The sequence below is a fragment of the Streptomyces sp. NPDC006798 genome (genome assembly GCF_040635975.1).
Classification (GTDB): domain Bacteria; phylum Actinomycetota; class Actinomycetes; order Streptomycetales; family Streptomycetaceae; genus Streptomyces.
The window spans coordinates 68,876-89,859 of record NZ_JBEYIS010000015.1; the positions used below are offsets into that span (position 1 = coordinate 68,876).

The following is a 20,984-nucleotide window of genomic DNA, read 5'->3' on the forward strand; positions in this document are numbered from 1 at the left end:
ACATGCGGATCATCTGAAGTGGTTCTCCAAACCCCAAAAAAGAAGGGGCCCGCCGAAGCGGGCCCCTATGTATGTCAAGTACTAGTGCGCGGTGAAGCGGCCTCGCTCGTCACGGCGGGGAACCCTTCGCTGGAGCTTCCGGAAGTCCTCTTCGAGCTGGACGTAGGCGCGCTCCAGGTCGCGCTTCTCGGCGAGAAGACGGCCGTATGCGCTGCGCAGACGGTGGTTGAGGAAGTACATGTCACTTCTCCGCGGTCGTGGGGTGGACGTGAATGGCCCTGGTGTGGCTGTGGTTGATGCGGTGGCTGACGCCGCCCGCCTCGTAGATGAGGGTGGCGTCCCGTTCGTAGACGACTTCGCCGTGGAACTCGTCCACCGTGGCGTCGGGGTACTCCACGAAGATCACGGAATCGGTCACTCGGTGCCCCCGGAGACCATGCGGTCGATGAAGGCGAAGGCGATCTCCTCTGCAACGGTCTCGCTGAAGCCGGTTGCCTGAGCGTGCTTCTTCAGTTCACCGCCTTTCGTGATGACCTGGGCGATCATCTCGGTGGCCTCGTTCATCTGTGCGTCCAGGACGTTGAAGCCTGCCTGCCGCAGGTACTCGGCGAACTCATCGGGGTCGGGCAGTGGACTAGGCACGTGTGATCTCCTGGTGGACGCGGTGGGACTTGAGGGCGCGGCCGAGCTGCCGGTGCAGCTTCTCGGCCGCTGCGAGTGTGAGGTGAACGGTGGTCCCGGATGTGGCAGTCCCGTCGCTGCGATGGGTACTGGTGACGGCCACCGTCGCGCTGCCGGCGGTGTCGATCCGCGGATGAGCCTCGGCGTCCTGGTGGACGAGGGACCGTTCTTCCCGGATCTCGGCAAGGCCCTCCAACAGCCAGCCGGGCGCGACGTTGTTGAAGCTCACGGGCGCTTCCCCTTGGCGGTCTGCTTCTGCCGGGCTCCCAGGACGACCCCGGCGAAGAGCAGGAAGAGGACGGAGAGGTTGGCCCCGACGAGGATGCCGATGAGGGTGTTCACGCGCCCTCCCCGAAGAAGCGCAGCAGGCGGTCAAGGGTCTGCTCACCCTTGATCTTCCGGGCACCGTTGCAGATGGTCGGCGCGACGGTCACACCCGCCGACGCGAGGTCTTCGGGTGAACGCGTCTGGGAATTGATGAACAGGATGTCCCGGCCCGTGCGCTCGGCCGCGACGATGGCCAGCGGCTTGGTCACCTCACACGGGGCGCAGTCGGGCAGGTAGTAGAAACGGATCACGCGTTCTCCTTGGGGATCACGAAGCGGGTGGTGACATCTGCGCTCTCACCGACCGTGAAGACGGCGGTGTCGAGCTGGGTGCCGTAGCGGGTGTGGAGACCTCGCAGGATGTTGCGGACGTTCTGTTCGTCGCGGGCGCACCGGAACTCCGAGCCGTTGTTCCAGCCCCAGCGGGACGAATGCACGATGAACCGGGGCAGATCGGGGGCCTTCACGGAGCCACCCGCCCGTGCTTGTCGAAGGCCGCGAACGCCTCGGGCGCGACCTCGCGCGCCAGCTCCTCCACCAGGCCGGCGGCCTGGTCGATCTCGTACAGGGGGAAGGTGGGCACGGTCGTGCTGTCGGTGACCCTGCGCAGGGACAGGAAGTTCATGAGCGAGCGCGCGTTCACGGTCCAGTAGAACGAGGTGTAGAGCGACAGTGGGAGGACGTTGCGGGCGACTTCGCGGGCGACTCCAAGGGCGAGCTGGTCTTCGTACGCGGTCCACGCCGTCTCGGCGACCTGGCGATGTACGACACGCGCGTGCCGGGTCTGTGTGACCGTGCCGGGCTCGAACCGGTAGGCGCCCGGCGTGCCGACCTGCTTCAGAGGCCGATTCACGGTGGGCTGGTAGAAGACCGGTTCAAGGATCGTGTACCTGCCTGACACCTCGTTGAAGCTGCCGACCCGGTGGCGGAACCACTCCCGGGCCACGAACACCGGCACCGTGATCTTGAACTGGAGCACGGTGGCCTCGAAGGGGCTGCCGTGCCGGTCCCGGGCCAGGAAGTTGACCAGGCCCTTGTCCTTCACCGGATCTCCGGCCGTGGAACCGGACGACACCCGGGCCGCCCGGACGATGCTGTGATCTCCGCCCATGGCGTCGATCAGCTCGACGCCCATGTCTGATCGGAAACGGATCGTGCTCAATGTGCACCTCTCGACGGGGGCCCGGCACTCGGCCGGGCCCCGATACGGCGTCTGCCTCTACTTGGCCCGGAAAGAGCCGTCCTTCTGTCGCCACAGGGGCGGGCACTGGTCGCTCTTCGCCACGCTCTGTGGGGCACCGCAGAACTGCGCGGCCCAGCTCCCGCCGTCCTTGAAGGTCCGGCGGCCGTGCTCGCAGGTGTACTCACCCGCGTCGGCTGCTGCCGGGGTCGGGTGCTGAACCTTGCCGTTCTGGAACTTCGGCTGGCCCTTCGGCGTCTCCGGCGCGATGTGCTTGGACCGCATGTAGCCCGCAGCCCTGGCCGTCAGGTCGATCAGGCCCACGTCCTGCATGGCGACCAGGAGGTCACGGCCGCGCTCGGCGGTCTCCGCGGCGGTCGCCCCGTACACGGCCGGGGTCAGCCACTCTCCGCTGAACTTGTCGCTCGCCTTGAGGGTGAAGCCGATCTTGAAGGGGTTCGGGGCGGCTGCCACAGCGGCCGGCAGCTCGGTGTTGACCGTGCCCGGACCTGTCGCGGTCTCGGAGGCGGTGGTGTCGCTGGTGAAAGGGTCGAAGGTCATACGGGTCTCCTTGATTGGTATGGGCCTTACTTGATCGGGCAGGCGCCCGTGGCGCAGTCGGCATCGACGGCGTCCCCGGACTCCTTCGCGCTCGCGGCGGCGAAGGCGGCCTCGGTGATCCGCTCGTAGGGGGCCTGCGCGTAGCTCCCCTCGGGGAGCACGGTCGTGCCCTTGATATCGGGCAGGTACTTGAGCAGCGCTGCACGAAGCTGGCCCCGGCTGACCTTCGCAGGGTCGAAGTTGACGGTGAACGAGATCGCGGAGTCCACGAACGTCCGCTGGTAGGCGGCCTGCACGGCGAGCATCTGCTCCACGGTGAGGTCGTCGGCGCTCTCCACCAGGTCCCCGGCCTCTCGCCAACCCAGGCCCGTGTTGACGACTTCCTGAATCAGGGCGTCTTCGGTCGGGATGGTGACGACCTTGGTGAACGGGGCATAGAGGCAGTCTTCGACGTGGTAGCCCCGCTCCTCATACGCCTTGAGCTGCCCCACCTGCTTGGGGTCGATGGCTGAGTAGCGGATCCGGCGGCGGAACCACTTCCCGTAGATGGGGTGCAGTCCCTCGGACACACCGCTGAGCTTGGCCACCGAGCCGGTTGGGGCGATCGTCGTGAGCTTGACCGGTACCGGGATCCGCAGCTCACGGGCGTACTCTTCCGCAGTCTCCCGGACGTGCTGATACAGCTCCTTGAGTAGGTGCTCCATCCAGGAATCCGGGATCTCGGAGAACTTCAGACCGTTGAGCACCGCGTACCACTGCACCCCCATATGCCCCAGCCCGATCCGGCGGTCCCGCTCCATCACCTCCCTCTGCTTCGGATAGGTGATGTCGCCGTACGTCGCCCGGATCAGATACCGCGTCATGAGGCGGTGCGCCTCGAACAGCCTGTCCTCGTTCTCGGGCCGCCACAGCGCACCGAGGTTGACGTGCCCCAGGGTGCACGACCCCATCTCGGGGAGCGGCTGCTCACCACAGGGGTTGGTGGCCACGGTGGGTGTCGGCTCGTCCTCGTTGGACAGTTCCTCGTTCCAAAGGCCAGGTTCGCCATTCAGATACATGGCGTCCAGCACAGCGTCGAAGACCTGCGCGGCGGACTCCGCCGCGTCGTCACCGCGGCCGACCTCACGCACGAAGGCGTCGTCAGTGATCACCGAGAGGTTGGTCGTCCACATCCCCCCGTTCTTCTTGGCGTCGATGAACGCCATGACCTCCGGGTCGGTCCAGTGCATCATCGACATGCGGGCCGAACGGCGGTTCCCCCCGGAGACCACGCACTCCGCCACGTGGTGATCGATCTGCATAGCCTCCAGCCCCGACACCGGACGACGGGCGGAGCCCGCCGTATTCATGACCCGCCCGACCTCGACCAGGAGCTTCACGAGCGGGAGAGGGCCGCTCGCAGTCCCACCGAAGGACCGAAGCACCGCGCCGGCCGGGCGGACCCGCGACACGTCGTAGACACGCTTACGGTTCCTCACCTCGGGACGGAGGAAGGTCTCGATGAGGTCCACGAGTGCCGACGCCCAGCCCTCACGGGAGTCCTCCACGGTGTAGGCGCCGGGCCATCCGGCCGCGTACTCCGCGGACAGGTAGCCCGCTTCGGTGAAGGCCTGGTGGTCCTGGTGCTCGGGGGCACAGACGATGTGCACCTCCAGCTCCTGCTTCACCACCTCGGCCGGCTGGGTGTCGCGGCCGTACCGGGAGCCGACACCTCCGCCTTCCATCAGCCGCATGAAGGTGAACTCGACATGATCGGCGAGGCCAGCGCTCCACGGGGCGACGTGGCAGTTGTAGAGGAACTGACGGCCCGGGACTCCGGAGGCCCACAGGTGCCGACCAGCGGGAACGATCTCCAGACTGGTCAGCATCTCGACCAGGGCCTCGGCCTCACCCGGCTCGACGTACTTCTCGTCCACCAGCTCGGTGTTGCCGCGCACGACACGCGCAACGGTCTGCGGCCAGGTCTCCAGCACCCCGTCCGGGAGAGGACGGGCGTAGGTGCGCTGGTAGACCTCGCGGCCGGTCTGGGTCATCTTCACGCGGGTGCTCCTTGATCTGGGTGTCTTGCTGGTGTTCGTAGTCGTCCGCGTCCCGCAGGTCCCCCCACGGAGTCAGCCAGTGGTCATCCGGCATAAGCGATCCCACTGGCCAACCGGGCGTGTGCGCTGCTGACGGCGCGACGACTGCCAGGACCGTCGTGGTCGGCACGGGATATCGCGGCATGACCGTTCATCCGGAGCGTCAGGGCCTCTACGGCTCGGAACAGTTCCTTGCGCTCGGCTCCATCGAGCGCATCGCCGTCGATGTACCGGCGGACGAGGATCCTTCGCTGAGCGGGTGTGAGCTGTCGCATCCCGCGCTCCAGATCGATCTTGTCGTCCACCGTGATACGAACGGTGAAGTCGCTCTTGGACCGGCGCCCGGTGGTCAGGGCGTTGAGCTGGGCCTCGAACATGGTGCCGTCGTCCTCACGGCACAGGAGCCCGCCAGCCAGCAGCTTGCGAATATGGTCCGTGGTGTAGGTGAAGTTCCCGTGGAACTGCCGGTGCCGGGTGATCTCTCCAGCGGCGACCTGATTCGCCATGATGAGCAGGGCCCTGAACACCACGCCGTTGCCGTGGACGTCGCCGGAGTCGAGCAGCTTGCGGGCGGCACCCTCGGACTGGATGAACCTCTCCATCACCCCCTGGGTGATGTCGTCCGACTCGACAGACCCGGGGAACTTGCGGGCCACAGCGCGTCCAGCCTTGACGGACGCGGTGTAGAGCTTGTCCCACTCGTCGGCGGTGATCTCGTGCATTCTCTTCTTTCTCTATGTATGACAAGACCGGGAGCTGCGAGAGGTCACGCCGCGCGGACGAAGTGCCCCTGCGCGTTGCGCGCGAGAGCCCCGTAGCGCTGGCCCTCCACCACGAAACTCCCGTCCGACTCGACCGGGATCGCGTGCGGCGTCGCGTCGTACTTGCCGACGTAGAGGAGGCCGAAACCTCGTTGCCAGTTCGCGGGGCCGCCCTGGAGGTAGCCGGCCTTGCGGGCGTCCATGAGGTGCCCCACTTCGAAGCCGTACCGGACTGTGAACTTGCCTGCGAAGCCTGTGCTGTTGGGGCAGATGGCTAGCTTGTGAGTGTGCCCCATGACCAGGGACTTGCCTGCCTTGGCGGCCTTGGCGGCTGCCGTACGGCCGGGGATCGGACTCATGCCCTTGCTCTCGTGGCCGTGCACAGCCACCCAACCGGGGGCGATCGGGTGGTAGGCGGGCAGCAGCTCGATACCGAAGCCGTCGAAGTCGAGGAGCTGATCGAGGTCGAAGAACTTGGCATCGGCGAGCGCTGGCGCGTTCTTCGCCAAGTAGGTCCGCGGCCGGAGGTCATGGTTGCCTTCGAGCACTCCGATCGGCCCGTCGTAGACGTCCCGCAGCGGGCCGAGGAACTTCCGCTTGGCGTGGTCGGCGTCCTTCAGCACGTTCGTCTGGAACTCGGCCTTGGTTCCCGCGTTCCATCGACTCGGCTCCGGGAAGTCCATCAAGTCGCCGATCTGCACCACGGCATCCGGCTGATAGTCCCCCACGAAACTGATGACATTTCGGAGGGCCCGCGAGTCCTCGTAGGGCATTTGCGTGTCACTGATAACGACAATACGTCGCATTACTTGCTGGCCCTCGCAATCTCTCGGTTGATGTAGAACCGCGCCTTCTCAAGGTCCTGAACCGTCTTCTCTGAATCCTTCAACCCGGCTCTCCAGAGGTACTTGACGGCGTTTCCCAAGTTGAAGTTCATGTGCTCCGTGACCTGGATGCACTCCACTCCGCTCGGGTGGCTGGTGTAGTGAGAGGGGTGGTTCACCGCGTCCCGCCCCCCTTCGCCGATGTATGACAAGTCCGATGCCGCTCGATGCGCGGATGCCCGGGACGTACGCCACTCCCTGTACGGGCGGCCCGGCTCGGGCCTGATGGCGAGCCTCATGATCTCCTGCGCCCGGGTCAGCGGACGGCCGTTGTCGTCCTTCACTTGCCCACCTTGTTGAGTACGGCCTCCGGCCCGAAGCTCCGGAAGGTCTTGTTCACATCCAGCCCCTTGTCCAACGGGACGATCAGGCTGCTCGGGATACGGGAGGCCACCTGCTCGGCGAAGTTCTGTCCCGCGTCGTCGCCCTGGGCCAGAACCCAGACGCGCCTGTAGCCGACGAACAACTTGTCGAAGTGGTTCTTCCAGCCGCTGACGCCCGGGATCCCCACGGTCGGGATGCCGCACTGCGCGCTCGTCCAGGTGTCGGGCTCGCCTTCACAGACCGCGATCTCGTCGGAAGCCTCTTGAATCGCCAGCGTGTTGTAGATCCGGTGTGTATCGCCCGCCATGCTCTGAACCTTGCCGTGACCGACGTGGATCTCGTCCTCCCGGAAGGACCCATCCTCGTGCTTCACGCACTCGGGACGCACGCACCGGAACCGGATCGACATCACCGACCAGGCACCGAGGGCCCCCCTGCGCAGGTACGGGATAGCGACGCATCCGCGGTACTGCTCAAGGCCGCTGGGTACCGAACCGTCGCCGACGTACCCCAGACGGAACCGTTCCACCGTCTCCGGATCGATGCCGCGGTGATTGACCAAATACTCTTCGGCCGGAGACCCGCCGATCTGGTCGAGGAACGTTTTTGTCGCCCCCAGCAGCCAGCTCTTCCGCTCGTCGCTGAGCCTCACGGAATGTAGCTCCTTCTCTCTTCATGATGATCGAGTAGGCCGTGCCCTTGAAGCCGCACGCCTGGCAGGCGATACAGCCCTGGTCGTAGTTGACGCTTGCACTCGGGGTCCGCTCGGTGTGCGCGGGGCACAGGCACGACACCCATCCCGGCCGATAGGCGGGCGGGATCCAGTGCGGGTAGTAGCGAAGGAGGACTGCGTCGATCGGACCGGGGGCGGCGTCAGGACCGCGACGCGCGAAGCGGGCCATGATCAGCCTCCCTGAACCGCACCGTCACCGGGAACCGGCGATGGGCCTCGCTCATGAGGGACCAGGTCGGATCCAGCGCCCCGGATGGAACCCGGTCCAGCCGCTGACTGATCCCGGACCGGCCCGGCCCCGTCGTTTCGTTCTGCATCATGCCTCCGTATGAATGACAAGTCCGCGAGTCAGTAGGAAGCCGTGAACGGGTCACCGGCCCGCTCTTCGTGGAACTTGAAGTGACGTTGGAAGGTCACATTCACCGGAGCTTCAGTCATCCCTTTGAGCAGGGTCGTCATGATGTGTGCGATCTCGTGGACCTTCTGGTCACACAGACCGGCATCGACGCTAACGACGAAGCTTGCACGCGGTGTTGCCTTCATCTTCACTATGCCCTCCGAGTCTTATGTATGTCAAGTCGACTTGTTGTAGAAGCGCTTTCCGAGGATCTGGACCGCAGGCGGATTCTCCAGGTAGGCCGCCGCCGCGCGGGCGATGACGGGATCATCCCGAAGACCTCGCGCCAGGAGCTGCCGATTGCATCGAGCACAGCACAGGCCCCGCACGATGCCCGTCCTGTGGCAGTGGTCCACGTCGAGCCGCCGGGCCCGTGACTGCCGGCAGACGGCGCAGACGCCACCCTGGGCCGACAGAAGGCGCTCGTACTCACCGGGGCCGAGGCCGTAGGTCGACTGGACCCGGGCCGCGTGCGCCGACTGGGAGCGCGCCTTCTTCTGGCAGGGCAGGCAGATCCGCCCGCGGGGGCCCGTGAAGAAGCGCACGGCCCGGCACCGGCCGCAGCGGGAGCACAGCCGCGTGCCTGCCCGGCACGCCCCCATCAGTAGGTCACCGTCGAAAACGCCGTGTCCGTGATCTGCATGGTGTCGCCGTCGAAGCCCAGCTCCACGAAGGTCTGCCCGCTCGGATCGCTCCGCCCGGCCCGGTCCTTCACCTTGCTCACCCCAAGGGTGTTGCCGTCTGGCTTGTGCAGCGTGATCACCAGTGCCGGAACGCGGGTGATCTGCCCCTTCACCCCGGACATCGGAATCGGAGCGCCACCATCGTTGTGCGGGCCCGTGGCGTGGTGCAGGCCAGCCACGTGGGCGCCGGTCGTCCTCGCCATGTCGCTGGCCCAGTCCATCAGGCTCTCCAGCCCGCCGAAGGGATCGTCATCGTTCGCGCTGGTGCCTCCGCGGATGTTCGTGATGTTGTCCAGGACGATCATGTGGGCGTCCTCGCCGTACAGCTCGTACCAGGCGGCAACGGTGTCCTCGATGTCATCGATCGTCGGTGAGGCGGCGTAGTCGAACCGGACGGGCGCATCCAACTGCCCGGCGTACGGGCTGATGTCGTTGCGGCGTACCGCGGCCGTCGACACCGCCATCGGAGTCCCGGTGAGGATCGAGATCGCCCGCGAGATCTGAATGTCCGCCGACGAGTCGGCCGAAAAGTAGATGGTCGGGATCGGCTGTGCAGCCTTGAGGATCCTGGCCAGCGTGAAGGCGGACTTCCCGATACCGCCGGCGGCCACGGTCAGCGAGAGCTGACCACGGAGGAAGCGGGTCCCCGCCTGCTCCAGGGCCTTGAAGGCCGGAGGCAGGGGCTCCCCGGAGTTCCCCCGCGCCCGAATGGATTGACTGAGCGTATACATACCCTCACCTTTGGTGCGTATTTCCGGATCAAGAGAGCGTCGAAAGCTTCAGCGCGGCGAGCTGCCGCACGATGACCTCCATACGTTCCACGAGTTCGGAGAAGCGGTCGTCCATGTCGGCCTGGAGGCAGACCAGAAGCCGCGCGTGTTCCTGGTCCATAACGCTCTGCGTGACCAGGTCATCGCCATCGGAGCCGTATTTCCGGGCCACGGCTTCAGCAGCCGAAGCGTCACAATCAGTCACCATCTCGGATGTGATGTGATGCACGAAATCTTTGATCATTCATCCCCCTAGGGATCAAGCGGCACGCCCGCTCTTAGTGGAACGCGCCTTCCCTCAAGCCGAGTTGATGCCCTCGGCTCATCCGTACAGATTATCTATGATGAAAATCCGGAACGACGTTTCCGGAAGCGGCCTGCCCTCCGCCCTGGCGACTCTTTCTGTACCCTTACCTCCCCCGGACTGGCTCTTTGCGATCAAGCCTGCTACTGACGTACCGTCGAGTTGACCATTCAACGAAGAAAGGGATGCAGTGCAGGGAGAGTTCCCCCCACAGGGCTCACGCCCGTCCGGAATATCTGACGAAACGTCGGAAGTTCTGGCGCGACTCCTCAAAGCCTGGCGCGCAGAGACCAAAATGAAGAGCGGTGGAAAGAAGAAGCTGTCTCAAGCCAAGGTAGCGGCCGACGCAGGGAAGACCGAGCGATGGTATCGGTATCTGGAAGCCGGATACCTTCCCCGGCCAGACCGAGAGGTCATGGCCAAACTTGCTGAAGCGCTTCTACTGGATCCCGATCAGCGCGAGATGCTCTTCCTGTCAACCATCGGCTGCAATGCACCGGCCGGGGCGGTCGCCTGTACCGACCTCAGCGGGTCGGAACGCAAGGCCATCCAAGCGTTCCTGGACCAGCAGGACCCGAAACCGGCCTATGTCATAGACCCGGACTGGACCGTCGTCGCCGTAAATCGGGCAATGCGCGAATGGTGGCCACGGGTCACGGAGGCAGAGGCGAACGTCATGCACTCCATCCTGATCGGCGATGATGCTCGGGAACAGTTGGCGGACTGGGAATCTCACGCACGGACCCACCTGAGCATGATGCGGTTGGAGTTTGCCCGGAAAAGACCAGACAGCATACTCCCGGACATCCTGAAAGAGGCAATCACAGACCCTCTGATCGAGAGGTTCTGGAACGAGGACTCATCGGTCCTGGGTAACCGCGGCGGCCAACAATTTCGACTAAAGCTAACCCGGTTCGAGAACGAGGTGACCCTGACCTCTCAAGTCTTCACGCTCACCAACGACGACAACCTGCGCCTCGTAGTTCTGAGCTGGCCGGAGACGGACGACGGCCCGGAAGGCTTCGCAATCCCCACGCACCTTCATCTCTGACCACCCCCTCCCAGAAACGTCACCATGCCCCCGTATGTCTTCCCATGCTCGATGCGCTGGAGCGATATGGACCTCAACGGCTATATCAGCAACGCAGGGTACACCCGGTATCTGGAGGAGGGGCGCATGAGCATGTTCGCGGATCTTGCCCCCGAAGATCCGCGCTCGCGCCTGGTAAACAACTTCCTTGTCGCAGAGCACACCATCCGGTTCACCAACCCACTGACCTACCAGCGAACTCCGATCTCGGTGATCCTGACTGTAGGCGAAGTGCGAGCCGCAGCCTTCACTCTCGAATGCGAGATACGCGACCAAGGAACCACTTACCTCAAAGCAAGGACCTTGATGGCCGCTTACGATCTCGCAATGCGCCGAACGCGCCGCTTGAGCGAGTCCGAGACGGAACGCCTGAGCCGTTACAAGAGCTAGAACGCAGCGAAGTCGCAACTGCGTTGCACCGGGCACCTCCCACATGTCTCCGCCGAGGGCGAAGGCGTGAACAAACCAGCCTTCACGCCTTCGTCCATCTCTTTGAACCGGTCCACCACCGCGGCACCCGAACCGAGCTTTCGAGCACGGCTCGGACGCCCCGTCTTCCCCGACCAGTAGTCCCCGGTCTCACAGTCCACACCGTGCGCCTGCCGCAAGGCCAGGGCATACGTGTCGAGCTGGAATGTGTCGGCCACCATCGGAATGACCCCTGTCTTGATGTCCCGGACCACAGGGCCCCGCTTTGGGTGGTCAATGACCTGGTCGATGAACCCGACCACCTTCACCCCGTCGACCTCGATGTCGAAGCGCTGCTCGATGGCCGGCACCCCATCGGAGGACTTCCAGATCTTCTCGTCCGGATTCTTCTCGTACCAGGCCACGTACCGCTCGACCTGCTCCCGGCCAAGGTGCCACCGCCGTTCCAGATCGGTGAACCCCGTGTACGGCCCGCTGGCCTGCCACCCGTCCTCGGCCGGCTCGGCCTCCAGGGCCTCGTTGGCCATCCGGACGTACACCCTCCCGAACACCCCCTGCGCCTCCGGGACGGACATGACCCGCTCACTGCGCTCCCACTCCTCGGCCGCGGAATGAACCGCCACTCCCTGTGCCAGCCACGCAGCCTGGAGTTCCGGCTCCCGGGCGATCCTCGTCAGATAGAACGCGAACGGGCACTGCTCGTACTGCTTCACCTGAGACACCGACCGCGGCCGTGTCCGGTACGCCTCGGTGCGCTCTTCGACTGTCGTCGACATCAGGTCTCCACTCTGCGGATATGTATGTCAAGCCATGGGGATTAAGCAGGCCCCCGAAGGGGCCTGACTCCGCGAACGCGGAGGGAGTTGTTCAGCCCTGCTCTTTCTGCGCCTCCTCGATCCTCTTCCAACTCAGAACCCGGCGCTGCTCCTCGGTGGGCTCACCGTGAGGGCGGACGATCATGTCACCATCGGACTTGATGCGGTCATCGAGGCGCCAGCCACCGCACGCGGCCAGCGACGTTCCGGTCTCCGCGGGGTCGTAGACGATGACGGACTCAGAAGACAGGGTCTGCCACCACCGCAGCAGTACATTCCGTCGCGCATCGCTCAGCCCTTCCGGACCGGCGAGCACCCACTTGATGTGGTTCGTCAGATAGTTGTAGAGCTGGCACTTCCGATGCCGGTCCTCAACCTTGAACGGTCTGAGCGCCGAAATCGATGTGCGGAAGGGCTGGTCCAGTTGCGCCGACTCACCGTTGATGTGGTGGTACACGCCCTGCCGAGTGATCCCGAACAAATCCGCGATGTCCTGCACCGACAGCTTCGGCGTGTCGGTGCGCAGCCTCCGAATGGAGTCGGGACTCGCGCCCTCCAGAGCCATCCGCCGCAGGGAGGTAATCCTCCCCTCGGAGACGCCCTTCGCCCTGAGTTTCACGAAGAGCGCTTCACGCTTCTCTTCTGCACTCTGTTTCATGGAACGACTCTATTCACTTGATATATGTATGTCAAAAGACGCCATGTCATACCCTCCCCTCCAATCGTCTTCGGCTGCGCCACACGAGCAGTGGAACCGCCACGTGCAAAGCAGCCCACACGTACGGGTGGACACCGAAGACGGTGCCAGCAATGACACCTGTGGCAACGGCCGCCGCGGAACTGGTTCCCGGTTCGACACCGTGACGCAGGAAGTAGAACGCAACCACCGCGCAGGCGGGACCGGCCCCAATCAGCACTTTCACTTGCTCTCTCACTTTCAAGCTACGCACTCCCGATATGTATGTCAAGCCGGGCGGGGAGGGGCAGCCTCCCCGCCCGAACAACCGGTGTCCGGCAGGCCCTACCCGTAGACCCGCGTCGAGAACTTCACCCAGCGGAGGGTGCCCCATGCCTCTTCGATCTGGGCGAGGACACTGTCACGGTCATCAGGAGCCGAGATCGGTACGGCCGCCAGCTCCGTGCCTCCTGCGGAGTACAGGACCGCACGATCCGCACCACGGGACCAGCAGGCGAAGGACATGGAACCCGAATCGTTGACCCGGTCACGAAAGTAGATGACGAGCTGGGCGAAGCCGGACTCGTGCTGTCGGTCCAGGAACTCCGGCCTACCGCTCAAGACGCCGCCCCACCGCGGTCCGCACGAGCCGCCGGCGGCTCAGGAACGGTCTGAGGCTGAAGGATCACCTTCGTCTGCACCGTCACGAGGTCGCACCAAGTGAAGGGAAGGATCTCCCTGCCCGGCTCGTCGTCCGAGTCTGTGTGTTCGTCGTGCAGCCCCACGGCAACCCAGCCCTCCCCACTGCGGCTGATGATGTCGCGGACCTGCTGAAGCACCGGGTCCGACTCCAGGAAATCCACTGCGGGGTCGTCGTTCCAGCAATACCGGTAAAAGACTTCGCGCCACCGGCCGCCGATAAGTGCTACATCGTTGGGACGAAGGTCCTCGGCGCGGACGTCCATGGTGGTCCAGGAGTTCCGATCCAAACTCACGCCTGAGTCTCCTTAAGGGTGTTATCGCTGAGCACCGGCCTGGTCAGGACTTCAATGTCGTCAGCTTCGAGATCAGCTTGGACGTTGCTGAGGTCGACATGGTCACGCCACTTGCGCTTGTGACTGTTCATCCAGGCGTCAAACCGCAGCTCGCAGTCTCCGTGAAGCTCGCCATCATCGGTGAGAAATCGTTCTGGTACATCAATTTGCTGCTCGATCTCCACTGAGCCGCTGTAGGCGACAGTGAATTGGACGGTGCGGATCATGATTTCCATCTTCCTGGGAATTGCTTGCGTGCAGTTAAGGGTGAAGGTGGGTTCAGCCGGTAGTGGGCATGTGCCTTCCCGTCGAGGCCAGCCTCTCACCACGTATAGCTCTCTCGAATTCAGCATCGTCGTCCAGGACTGCGTTTCGCTCCACCAGCTTGGCGTTGAGGCCCATCAACTCGCGGAGCAGGCTGCTCACCTCACGGTGTTCCTTGACCAGGTCCGCGAGCCGCCTGGACCTTCGGAACCGAGCGAACGCGACTGCACTCGCGTGGACCAGGCCGGCATCCTGCTGGTGCAGCTCGACCAGGCCGCGCACGATGGCACGCGTCTTGTCACGGGCACCAGCGGGGGCGTCCTTGGACCCCGATCGGCATACGTCAAACCGCTCCGAGTTGGCTCGCCGCGTACGCCAGGTAGTTCCACCGTCCAGCGCCACACCGTTGACGACTAGGCTGCCCCGCCCATCCCCGGACCACGTGGGCTCACCTCCATAGGTGATAGAGAAGGCCGACGGCAAGAACTCCCATGCCTTTTCGGTGGGCAGCCCCTCGGGAGCCCCATTTCGCTCCACCAGAAGCTCGTCGTAGTAGGGGAGGATCTGCACCCGACCGGAGACTCGGATACCGGTCAGCTCGTACTCCGTGATCCAGGGTTGAGAATCTGACACTTCCGTCCGCCGGACAGTTACGCCTCCCAGTAGCGTCCCAACGACGACGCCGTGCTTAAGCTCCTGCTTCACTTGATCTTCCTGACTCTCATGGTGTGGTGAGAGTCCTCCAACTCCCACCCGCCGTCACTGTCGCAGTAGGCCGTGGACAGGAACTGACGGTTCCCGTAGCGCTCCATATCGATCCACCGAGTCGCCGGTCGGCCGCACCCCCATTTGCGGCAGCCGATGACACCTCCTTCCAGCTCCGTGAAGTGCTGAACGCTGCCCTTCGTCGCTCCCTTGCCCATCAGGAAGTCCCCTCCATGCCGATCTGATCTGCTCGCTTGAGAGTCCTTGCGGGGAACCCGATGCCTCCGCCGTACATGCGCTGGGCGTTCCGGTCCCGGGAGCGCAACACGAAGTTGTGGCCGCCGTTCTCCCACTCAATGATCTGCACCACACGGAAGTCGATAGGGTGGCCCTTCTCGTCGGACATCACGCCACCAGCCATGTTCCGCAGGTGTATGCGGTCGCCCTCGGTGTACTCGCTCACGCGTTCAGCTCCCCGGTCTCGGTGCCCGGGAGCACTGGCACGAAGTTCTGTCGCGTCGGCGTTGCAGCCGGGTCCTGGTTCATGCGCAGTCGCACGGGATCGATCCGGTTGAGGTTCCGCAGCGTCTCCACCTGCTTCGACTCCGCGACGAGGTAGCCTTCGCCGGCCACGTCCCAGCCCCGTGTCCCGTCTCCCATGACTCGGATGCGGTCACCTGCCTTCAGTTCGTTGACCCTCACCGGTACCAAACGTCCTCTCCCTTTCGGTTCTTCTGCGTCACGTACTGCGCCCAGTCCTTGACCACCAACCGGGGATCGCCGTGCGTGATCACGGCCCCTTCCACGTCCACCAAGGCACCGGCTGGATGCGTCGTTCGTACCGTGGCCCGATGCCACGGACTCTTGTCGGTGACCGCCACTGTGATCGCGTCTCCGGGCATCAGGCCCTGATAGGACGGGGCTTCGCTGAACCACGGGACACAGTCGAAGGAGTGCGCGTCGAACTCCGCCCTGACCTCTTGCAGACACTTCCGGCAGCGGCCAACGGCTCCGTCACTGGCCACGCAGTGCCGCCTTCGCCCTCTTCTGGAACAACCCTTCCGACACGCCGAGGGCTGCCGCCCACGCCGGCCACGTCCTATAGGAGGGGACCCGGTGGGCGTTCAGGACCCGGCTGACGTTGTAGACCGCCGTCCCCACCGCCGCACTCAAGTCGTTGACGGCACCCGACCGGGGGATATCCACCGGATACCCGGCTCGCAGAGCCCGACGCCGTACCCACTGGGCAAAATCCTCGTACTCTGCCACTTTTCGTATCACTTCAGATCAGCCCTTCTTGATTCGCACGTTCTCGATGGGAACAACTTCCAAGTCCCTGCATTCCTCGATGAATGTCTGACGAGGAAGGCCATAGTTCCGAGGCTTTATCACCACAGCGGTGATATGGGCCTTCTTCATAGGGTTGGCGGAGTAGACTGCGCCCACGACAATGCCGTCGAAGATGTGCCGGTGCGCTCGATAAGCGACCTTCACGCCGTGCCGGATTCTCCGGCTGGATGGCGGGCTCCCCTTCACGCTCTCCGGCCCTTTCCGAACGCTTCCTCGCGCTCCTCGTCTGTGAACTCACTGATCAAATCGGCCATCTGATCGAGCTGTTCGCGTACCACGGCACACCAGACCCCGGTCTCTCGATTGCACTCCCCGCACGAGGGTGAATCCATGTGTACCTGCTGCTCTCCGCAGAGTCGGCGGAACCTTCTCACAGCGTCCGTCGAGGCTCGCCATGATGAAAGAACCTCCGGGTACAGGACCCGCGACCTGTTCACAATTCCCTCGCGGAGTCGGGCCGCATCTTCCGGGGTCCTGGTCGACGGAATCGGAGGCAAGCCCGCTCCTGCCGCCTGTGCATGTCGAAAATACTCGGCACGGGCCGCTGACACCTCAGCAGTCGTGAAGTGTTCCCGGTGCAATTCCATCAGCCGTACTACCGCCATGCACCAAGCCGCCGCATCTGCACCTTCACCACGAGCCTCGATCACCAATCCCACCACTTCCGCACCTCTTCCGGGGAATCCTCGTAATGCTCCCTGATCACGTCATCCAATTCACTTCCAGGAGCAGGGTGAAAAATTTGATAAACGATTGCGCACACCGTCAGACCCAGAAGGTCACGATCCCGATCACCGAGGTCCAATCCATCCAAGACGACGTCGGCCCCTTCGTTGACGGCTTGCTCGATACGCTCTTTCGTCAACATCAGACACGACCCTCGTGGTAGATTTCCCGCTCGATCCCTCTCAGGAATCGCCAGGCGTCTTCTGTACCGATCTCCATGGCGAACTCCTGCTCAATCGCATCAGCGGTGTCGACATCAGGGGTGTCTACGACCCACTTCAACTCGATGCCTCGGCAGGTTGATTCCACGGACAGGGTGTTCCGCCGCAGTCCCTCCGTCCCCACCCAGAATTCACGGATGCATCCTTCATCAATTCCGACGCCCTCTTCGACCACTACGGCCGCTATCTCTCTCACACCCGCTCCATTTCACAATCCGGGACGATGCCCAGATCCCTCAACACCTGATCGTGCATTCCGTTGTCAGCAACCCAAGTCCAGTCCTTCCCGGCAGTTCCGGGATCGGACGTCCAGCACAGCATGTAGCTGGCGGATGCGGTCCTAGGATCAGAGCAGATCCGCTTGGCCTCCTCACGCTGCACTTGCCAGAGCACACGCCTCAGCAACGGACGGGCATTCCGACTGACGATGAACACGTACACGGAGTCTCTTTGCTGGCCCACGTTTCCCTCTTCCATTACAGGAGCATGAATTCACGCCGCGCGAATGAAGCCATCTCTTCAAGCAGTTCCAGGGCCGTCAGTTCGGAGCGCGTCTCTCCTGTGTCCCACTCGTAGGCCCGGCGGATGAACTTCGCCGCCAATTCGGGGATTTGGCACACATGGTGTTCGTTCTGACAGTGCCCGCAATACGCATCATCATCCGGGCCCATTGCATGGTCACTTGGGAAGTTCCCAAGGTCCATCCGGCAATCGGAGCACTCGACCGTACCTGTCCAGGGATTGACTCTCATTTTTCCTCCCACGCTGGCAACAGGCATCCGACTCGCGCGTCATTCCAGCCGAAGTCTGCCCATGGCGCGGGCTCTCCCTGGTCTTGCTCCAGAAGACGGACTATGTGGTCATCACCGAGGCATTCCGCCACAAGGTGCTTGTATGCCTTGACGTATGCGGCACTGTCATCGGGCCCTGCTGCCACAACGGTCCACAAACCAGATTCCGGACTATCGGGCACATCGAATGTGAAGGTGAAGGAAGCGCAACGATAATGTGAGCCGTCGAGCGCCGGACCAGCATTCCATTTCGTGCAGCGGCGGACAAAAAAACCCTCCCGGCTCTGCCGGAACTGATCTGTGTTGAAACGGACTTCCGTCATGCTGCTACCAAAACTCTGGGCTTGATCTTTGTCGAGTTCGTAGCCTCGAAACCTGTCGAGTTATCGAAGTGCGCGGCGAGCTGATCCGCTTCAAACTCGCACAACGTTTCCCGTGCGGTCTCCTCCGCTTCGTCGTACTCTTCCGCCTCGACCACCACGGAGTAAGTAACAGTCTCCTCCAGCCATACCCGGTACTTAGCCACGTGAATCACCTACCAATTCGGCCTCGATGGCAACGAAACCACCAGAACGGTTGTCGAAATACATGTTCGGTTCAGATGCTTCACAGAGTTCGATGATCGCTTTCCGTTCCGCATCTTCCTGATCCAGGGCAGTGACGGGAACCAGATACCTCATCCTTTCCTCTACCGCCACCAAGAAATTAGCCACGGAACCAGTCCTTTCCACCCGCGCCGTAGATGATTCGGTGTACGGCGGAGTCCAATGCATCATCCGCTTTCTCGCCGCACTCGGAGCACGCGACCACGTAGTTACCCTCGGAGAAACCGAAGACCGAGAGGACTGGATTTCCGTCGTCTCCCTTGCCGATGTTCAGCCATCCCATGGCGCTTGCCTCGATGACTCCAGTGCAGCCCTCAGCGGCACACACAAAGGCACTCTCAGGCGCTTCGACCTCATTGACGTAAGACATCGTCTCCGCTTTCGATGAAGGGATTTCAGAATGGACTGACAGTCCATGACCAGTCACCCCCGAAGGGGCGGCCGATCAAAGCATGTCAGACCGAGAAACGGTCAATCTGAAATGTCAGGACAACGGGGAAGTCGATATTGACGCTATGGCCTTCAACTCCGGGAGCCCATTCCTGGCGCATCATGACCTGACCTGTAAGGAAGTTGCTCGAAAAGGCTGCCGCCTGATGGGCGCAAGGGAACTCCACATCCACCCGCCCATACTGGTCCTCCCCGTGGAGCACGCCCTTATATTTCGATGCCACCGACGCGACCGCTTCCAGACTCACAGGACTACCCCACCCCTTTTTTCGACGTACATCACTTTGGGTACCGCTTCTGTCGCGTAGCCCAGTTCCCGGAGTTCGCAGAGCACAGCCGTTCCAGCGCCCCAGGCATGAAGTCGAGGCCACCCCTCGGCGAGATACCAACCCATGACCAGAGAATGAACTTGATCCTCGGACCGCACATGGAAGGTGTCGTCTTGGACGACAATTCGATAGTGGTCCATCAGCAGTACACGACCTTCCCCAACTCGCAGTCCCAGATGGAGATCTCGCCCCGGCAGCGTCCGGCATTGAGGGCTTCCCTCATGTCGGCGATATTCTCCGAGATGTCGAGATAGAGATCTCCGCCCTCCATCCAAGACCCGAACCACAGGGTGTTACTGGTGGAGACCTCCAAAATGTGCTCGGTGACAAAGGATGCGATGGTCGCGGTTGATCCGTCCCAGCCCTTAATGACCTTCTCGTATCCGGGTGTGGCCACCATGAACCCGGTAACCGGGTTCGTCCTGCTGCGAGCCCACGTGAAACCCCCGCAGGTCATCGTCTCGTTTGCGACACGCTCTAGCGTCAGCATTTGCAACCTCTCCCACATCGTATGTATGTAAAGTCTTAGGCCGCAAGAAGCGAGCTGATGCGGTTCTGGTAAGTCGTCGCGGGGACATTGATCACGGGCATCCCGAAGAAGACTCCCGACACCTTGCGCTCAAGCCGGTCGAGAAGGAGGGCGGTAACCGCCTCAGCCCACGCCTGATCGGCGATCTCTTCGTCTACCCACTCCACATGGGCAAGCGTTGCACCGGAGTCCTGGCAGGTATAGCGAGCCATCTTGTAGCGCTCACCCCATGCCGTTTCATGTCGCTCAATCATGATGTCGTGAGCGGGAACCCGCTGGGAAATGTGGGCGCTCAGTTCCATGAGGCCCCGGTCGCCGTAGATCAGCGTCCAGCTCGTCAGTCCGTCGTCGTGCTCATTCACAGTGCACCTTCAAGTCTATGTATGTCAAGTCGAACTTGAGTGGAAAGGCCGCCGGGGGATTCGCTCTCTCGATGGCCCGCAGTGCCTGCCGTATTCGCTAAGCCGCTCCGTGCGGCTGTCGTTGCGTCGTTGGCGACAACCAGAACATTAGGTGCCGGTTCCTATGTATGACAAGTCCAAGTAGCCTGACCAATAGGGGAGGGGGGTACCCGTGGGGGCCTGTTGGCACAAGGAAACCGCAGGTCAGAACCGGTCACCCCTCCCCGCTTGTGTGCTGGATCACAGTCCGGGCAGTGGCCCATATCCGCCCCGTACGCACCCCCTGAGTACCGCCACCCGCTACCGCCGCACGGCCCACGGGGCAATCACGAACGCCACCCGTGCGCACGCCGCACACCACTGGACAACCCCGCACCCGCGCACCGCGCTGCACCCGCACGCCACTGCGCGCGGAGTGCGGCAGGGGCACGCGCGCGGCACGGCATCCACTACCGCGCCCACCGCTGACCCAATGCGCACGCACGCCCATCTACTACGGGCGACAAGCGGGCGCACGGGCATAGGTGGGGCGCATAGAGGTGTGATCGAACGCAATGCGATCACTTCAATCGGTCGATTGTTGCGCACTTCAACTTCAACCTAAAGCGTTGAGAATCGAACGGTTCGAGCTGCAACATTTCAGCGCAGAAAAAATTTCGGAGTGAAGGGCACGGAGGGCGGGGGGTGCCTCCGATCGCACTCACACCCCGACCGATGCGTCATAGGGGCTCACTTTCTGTACGGGTTCAGGAGCGTAGAGCAGTCCTCATTCTCACGTTCCGTGACGGTGCAGCCCTGGTCGGGACGGCTGCCTGATCACCCCGTGCCTCCGCCGGCACTTCCCCAGCTCAGCCGTGGCGTGGCACTTCCCGGGCTGACCCGGTAGG

39 protein-coding genes and 1 pseudogene are annotated in these 20,984 nt (G+C 63.2%); 2 read left to right on the top strand and 38 right to left on the bottom strand.

Features of this window, described 5'->3' with window-relative positions:
* Positions 1–81: 81 nt before the first annotated feature.
* The 18 genes and pseudogenes from ABZ714_RS12955 to ABZ714_RS13040 all read right to left on the bottom strand — a co-directional run bounded on the left by ABZ714_RS12955 (position 82) and on the right by ABZ714_RS13040 (position 9,622).
* Positions 82–240, bottom strand: a complete 159-nt coding sequence (locus ABZ714_RS12955; RefSeq protein ID WP_358825242.1) for a hypothetical protein — start codon at positions 238–240, stop codon at positions 82–84.
* A gap of 1 nt (position 241) precedes the next feature.
* Positions 242–418 (bottom strand): hypothetical protein, encoded by a 177-nt coding sequence (locus ABZ714_RS12960; RefSeq protein ID WP_358825243.1) that lies wholly within the window; start codon positions 416–418, stop codon positions 242–244.
* Positions 415–642 (bottom strand): hypothetical protein, encoded by a 228-nt coding sequence (locus ABZ714_RS12965; protein WP_358825244.1) that lies wholly within the window; start codon positions 640–642, stop codon positions 415–417. The genes ABZ714_RS12960 and ABZ714_RS12965 overlap by 4 nt, the downstream gene beginning before the upstream one ends.
* Positions 635–910: a hypothetical protein gene (locus tag ABZ714_RS12970; protein ID WP_358825245.1), complete on the bottom strand. Its 276-nt coding sequence runs from the start codon at positions 908–910 to the stop codon at positions 635–637. Before ABZ714_RS12970 ends, ABZ714_RS12965 begins: the two co-directional genes overlap by 8 nt.
* Before the next feature lie 109 nt (positions 911–1,019).
* A complete protein-coding gene (locus ABZ714_RS12975; protein ID WP_358825246.1) occupies positions 1,020–1,259 on the bottom strand; it encodes a hypothetical protein in 240 nt (79 codons plus the stop codon).
* The gene (locus tag ABZ714_RS12980; RefSeq protein ID WP_358825247.1) at positions 1,256–1,474 is read right to left on the bottom strand and encodes a hypothetical protein; all 219 of its coding nucleotides are present in this window, start codon (positions 1,472–1,474) and stop codon (positions 1,256–1,258) included. The genes ABZ714_RS12975 and ABZ714_RS12980 overlap by 4 nt, the downstream gene beginning before the upstream one ends.
* Complete coding sequence (gene thyX / locus ABZ714_RS12985; RefSeq protein ID WP_358825248.1) at positions 1,471–2,169, bottom strand: FAD-dependent thymidylate synthase; 699 nt, start codon at positions 2,167–2,169, stop codon at positions 1,471–1,473. The genes ABZ714_RS12980 and thyX overlap by 4 nt, the downstream gene beginning before the upstream one ends.
* Positions 2,170–2,226: 57 nt before the next feature.
* Complete coding sequence (locus ABZ714_RS12990) at positions 2,227–2,748, bottom strand: hypothetical protein (RefSeq protein WP_358825249.1); 522 nt, start codon at positions 2,746–2,748, stop codon at positions 2,227–2,229.
* A 26-nt stretch (positions 2,749–2,774) separates the two neighbouring features.
* The gene (nrdJ, locus tag ABZ714_RS12995; RefSeq protein WP_358825250.1) at positions 2,775–4,787 is read right to left on the bottom strand and encodes a ribonucleoside-triphosphate reductase, adenosylcobalamin-dependent; all 2,013 of its coding nucleotides are present in this window, start codon (positions 4,785–4,787) and stop codon (positions 2,775–2,777) included.
* An 83-nt stretch (positions 4,788–4,870) separates the two neighbouring features.
* Positions 4,871–5,548: a hypothetical protein gene (locus ABZ714_RS13000; RefSeq protein WP_358825251.1), complete on the bottom strand. Its 678-nt coding sequence runs from the start codon at positions 5,546–5,548 to the stop codon at positions 4,871–4,873.
* Positions 5,549–5,592: 44 nt separating this feature from the next.
* On the bottom strand, positions 5,593–6,393 hold the full coding sequence (locus ABZ714_RS13005) for a metallophosphoesterase (protein ID WP_358825252.1): 801 nt from the start codon (positions 6,391–6,393) through the stop codon (positions 5,593–5,595).
* The gene (locus ABZ714_RS13010; protein ID WP_358825253.1) at positions 6,393–6,755 is read right to left on the bottom strand and encodes a DUF3310 domain-containing protein; all 363 of its coding nucleotides are present in this window, start codon (positions 6,753–6,755) and stop codon (positions 6,393–6,395) included. The genes ABZ714_RS13005 and ABZ714_RS13010 overlap by 1 nt, the downstream gene beginning before the upstream one ends.
* Positions 6,752–7,447 (bottom strand): hypothetical protein, encoded by a 696-nt coding sequence (locus ABZ714_RS13015; RefSeq protein ID WP_358825336.1) that lies wholly within the window; start codon positions 7,445–7,447, stop codon positions 6,752–6,754. The genes ABZ714_RS13010 and ABZ714_RS13015 overlap by 4 nt, the downstream gene beginning before the upstream one ends.
* 43 nt (positions 7,448–7,490) lie before the next feature.
* Positions 7,491–7,697, bottom strand: a pseudogene (locus tag ABZ714_RS13020) (hypothetical protein); the annotation flags it as partial.
* A gap of 179 nt (positions 7,698–7,876) precedes the next feature.
* Complete coding sequence (locus ABZ714_RS13025; protein WP_358825254.1) at positions 7,877–8,077, bottom strand: hypothetical protein; 201 nt, start codon at positions 8,075–8,077, stop codon at positions 7,877–7,879.
* 24 nt (positions 8,078–8,101) lie between these two features.
* Complete coding sequence (locus ABZ714_RS13030; protein WP_358825255.1) at positions 8,102–8,470, bottom strand: endonuclease VII domain-containing protein; 369 nt, start codon at positions 8,468–8,470, stop codon at positions 8,102–8,104.
* 56 nt (positions 8,471–8,526) lie between these two features.
* The gene (locus ABZ714_RS13035; protein WP_358825256.1) at positions 8,527–9,339 is read right to left on the bottom strand and encodes an AAA family ATPase; all 813 of its coding nucleotides are present in this window, start codon (positions 9,337–9,339) and stop codon (positions 8,527–8,529) included.
* Between the two features lie 28 nt (positions 9,340–9,367).
* A complete protein-coding gene (locus ABZ714_RS13040) occupies positions 9,368–9,622 on the bottom strand; it encodes a hypothetical protein (protein ID WP_358825257.1) in 255 nt (84 codons plus the stop codon).
* A 250-nt stretch (positions 9,623–9,872) separates the two neighbouring features.
* On the opposite strand from ABZ714_RS13040, the gene ABZ714_RS13045 reads away from it, so the two are divergent.
* Positions 9,873–10,733: a helix-turn-helix transcriptional regulator gene (locus ABZ714_RS13045; protein WP_358825258.1), complete on the top strand. Its 861-nt coding sequence runs from the start codon at positions 9,873–9,875 to the stop codon at positions 10,731–10,733.
* A gap of 66 nt (positions 10,734–10,799) precedes the next feature.
* Complete coding sequence (locus tag ABZ714_RS13050) at positions 10,800–11,162, top strand: thioesterase family protein (protein WP_358825259.1); 363 nt, start codon at positions 10,800–10,802, stop codon at positions 11,160–11,162.
* On the opposite strand, the gene ABZ714_RS13055 is transcribed toward ABZ714_RS13050, so the two are convergent.
* The 20 genes from ABZ714_RS13055 to ABZ714_RS13150 form a co-directional block, all read right to left on the bottom strand.
* A complete protein-coding gene (locus ABZ714_RS13055) occupies positions 11,159–11,977 on the bottom strand; it encodes a PD-(D/E)XK nuclease family protein (protein WP_358825260.1) in 819 nt (272 codons plus the stop codon). The two genes, ABZ714_RS13050 and ABZ714_RS13055, sit on opposite strands and share 4 nt — an antisense overlap.
* A gap of 91 nt (positions 11,978–12,068) precedes the next feature.
* A complete protein-coding gene (locus ABZ714_RS13060) occupies positions 12,069–12,674 on the bottom strand; it encodes a hypothetical protein (RefSeq protein WP_358825261.1) in 606 nt (201 codons plus the stop codon).
* A gap of 363 nt (positions 12,675–13,037) precedes the next feature.
* Positions 13,038–13,313: a hypothetical protein gene (locus ABZ714_RS13065; RefSeq protein WP_358825262.1), complete on the bottom strand. Its 276-nt coding sequence runs from the start codon at positions 13,311–13,313 to the stop codon at positions 13,038–13,040.
* Complete coding sequence (locus tag ABZ714_RS13070) at positions 13,310–13,687, bottom strand: hypothetical protein (protein ID WP_358825263.1); 378 nt, start codon at positions 13,685–13,687, stop codon at positions 13,310–13,312. Before ABZ714_RS13070 ends, ABZ714_RS13065 begins: the two co-directional genes overlap by 4 nt.
* On the bottom strand, positions 13,684–13,953 hold the full coding sequence (locus tag ABZ714_RS13075; protein ID WP_358825264.1) for a hypothetical protein: 270 nt from the start codon (positions 13,951–13,953) through the stop codon (positions 13,684–13,686). The genes ABZ714_RS13070 and ABZ714_RS13075 overlap by 4 nt, the downstream gene beginning before the upstream one ends.
* 52 nt (positions 13,954–14,005) lie before the next feature.
* Positions 14,006–14,695, bottom strand: a complete 690-nt coding sequence (locus tag ABZ714_RS13080; protein ID WP_358825265.1) for a hypothetical protein — start codon at positions 14,693–14,695, stop codon at positions 14,006–14,008.
* 217 nt (positions 14,696–14,912) lie between these two features.
* The gene (locus ABZ714_RS13085; RefSeq protein ID WP_358825266.1) at positions 14,913–15,158 is read right to left on the bottom strand and encodes a hypothetical protein; all 246 of its coding nucleotides are present in this window, start codon (positions 15,156–15,158) and stop codon (positions 14,913–14,915) included.
* On the bottom strand, positions 15,155–15,397 hold the full coding sequence (locus tag ABZ714_RS13090; protein ID WP_358825267.1) for a hypothetical protein: 243 nt from the start codon (positions 15,395–15,397) through the stop codon (positions 15,155–15,157). Before ABZ714_RS13090 ends, ABZ714_RS13085 begins: the two co-directional genes overlap by 4 nt.
* The gene (locus ABZ714_RS13095) at positions 15,394–15,720 is read right to left on the bottom strand and encodes a hypothetical protein (protein WP_358825268.1); all 327 of its coding nucleotides are present in this window, start codon (positions 15,718–15,720) and stop codon (positions 15,394–15,396) included. Before ABZ714_RS13095 ends, ABZ714_RS13090 begins: the two co-directional genes overlap by 4 nt.
* A gap of 262 nt (positions 15,721–15,982) precedes the next feature.
* A complete protein-coding gene (locus ABZ714_RS13100; RefSeq protein WP_358825269.1) occupies positions 15,983–16,189 on the bottom strand; it encodes a hypothetical protein in 207 nt (68 codons plus the stop codon).
* 502 nt (positions 16,190–16,691) lie between these two features.
* Positions 16,692–16,913 carry a hypothetical protein gene (locus ABZ714_RS13105; RefSeq protein WP_358825270.1) on the bottom strand — a complete coding sequence of 74 codons (222 nt, stop codon included), beginning with the start codon at positions 16,911–16,913 and terminating at the stop codon, positions 16,692–16,694.
* Positions 16,913–17,188, bottom strand: coding sequence for a hypothetical protein (locus ABZ714_RS13110; RefSeq protein ID WP_358825271.1), 276 nt, complete (start codon positions 17,186–17,188; stop codon positions 16,913–16,915). The genes ABZ714_RS13105 and ABZ714_RS13110 overlap by 1 nt, the downstream gene beginning before the upstream one ends.
* Positions 17,185–17,433 carry a hypothetical protein gene (locus tag ABZ714_RS13115; protein WP_358825272.1) on the bottom strand — a complete coding sequence of 83 codons (249 nt, stop codon included), beginning with the start codon at positions 17,431–17,433 and terminating at the stop codon, positions 17,185–17,187. Before ABZ714_RS13115 ends, ABZ714_RS13110 begins: the two co-directional genes overlap by 4 nt.
* A gap of 35 nt (positions 17,434–17,468) precedes the next feature.
* Complete coding sequence (locus ABZ714_RS13120; RefSeq protein ID WP_358825273.1) at positions 17,469–17,696, bottom strand: hypothetical protein; 228 nt, start codon at positions 17,694–17,696, stop codon at positions 17,469–17,471.
* A 44-nt stretch (positions 17,697–17,740) separates the two neighbouring features.
* Positions 17,741–18,106 (bottom strand): hypothetical protein, encoded by a 366-nt coding sequence (locus ABZ714_RS13125; protein WP_358825274.1) that lies wholly within the window; start codon positions 18,104–18,106, stop codon positions 17,741–17,743.
* Complete coding sequence (locus ABZ714_RS13130; protein ID WP_358825275.1) at positions 18,103–18,309, bottom strand: hypothetical protein; 207 nt, start codon at positions 18,307–18,309, stop codon at positions 18,103–18,105. Before ABZ714_RS13130 ends, ABZ714_RS13125 begins: the two co-directional genes overlap by 4 nt.
* Complete coding sequence (locus tag ABZ714_RS13135; RefSeq protein WP_358825276.1) at positions 18,302–18,496, bottom strand: hypothetical protein; 195 nt, start codon at positions 18,494–18,496, stop codon at positions 18,302–18,304. The genes ABZ714_RS13130 and ABZ714_RS13135 overlap by 8 nt, the downstream gene beginning before the upstream one ends.
* A 347-nt stretch (positions 18,497–18,843) precedes the next feature.
* Positions 18,844–19,086 carry a hypothetical protein gene (locus tag ABZ714_RS13140; protein WP_358825277.1) on the bottom strand — a complete coding sequence of 81 codons (243 nt, stop codon included), beginning with the start codon at positions 19,084–19,086 and terminating at the stop codon, positions 18,844–18,846.
* 220 nt (positions 19,087–19,306) lie between these two features.
* Positions 19,307–19,657 (bottom strand): hypothetical protein, encoded by a 351-nt coding sequence (locus ABZ714_RS13145; RefSeq protein ID WP_358825278.1) that lies wholly within the window; start codon positions 19,655–19,657, stop codon positions 19,307–19,309.
* 35 nt (positions 19,658–19,692) lie between these two features.
* Positions 19,693–20,058 (bottom strand): hypothetical protein, encoded by a 366-nt coding sequence (locus ABZ714_RS13150; protein WP_358825279.1) that lies wholly within the window; start codon positions 20,056–20,058, stop codon positions 19,693–19,695.
* Positions 20,059–20,984 lie beyond the last annotated feature (926 nt).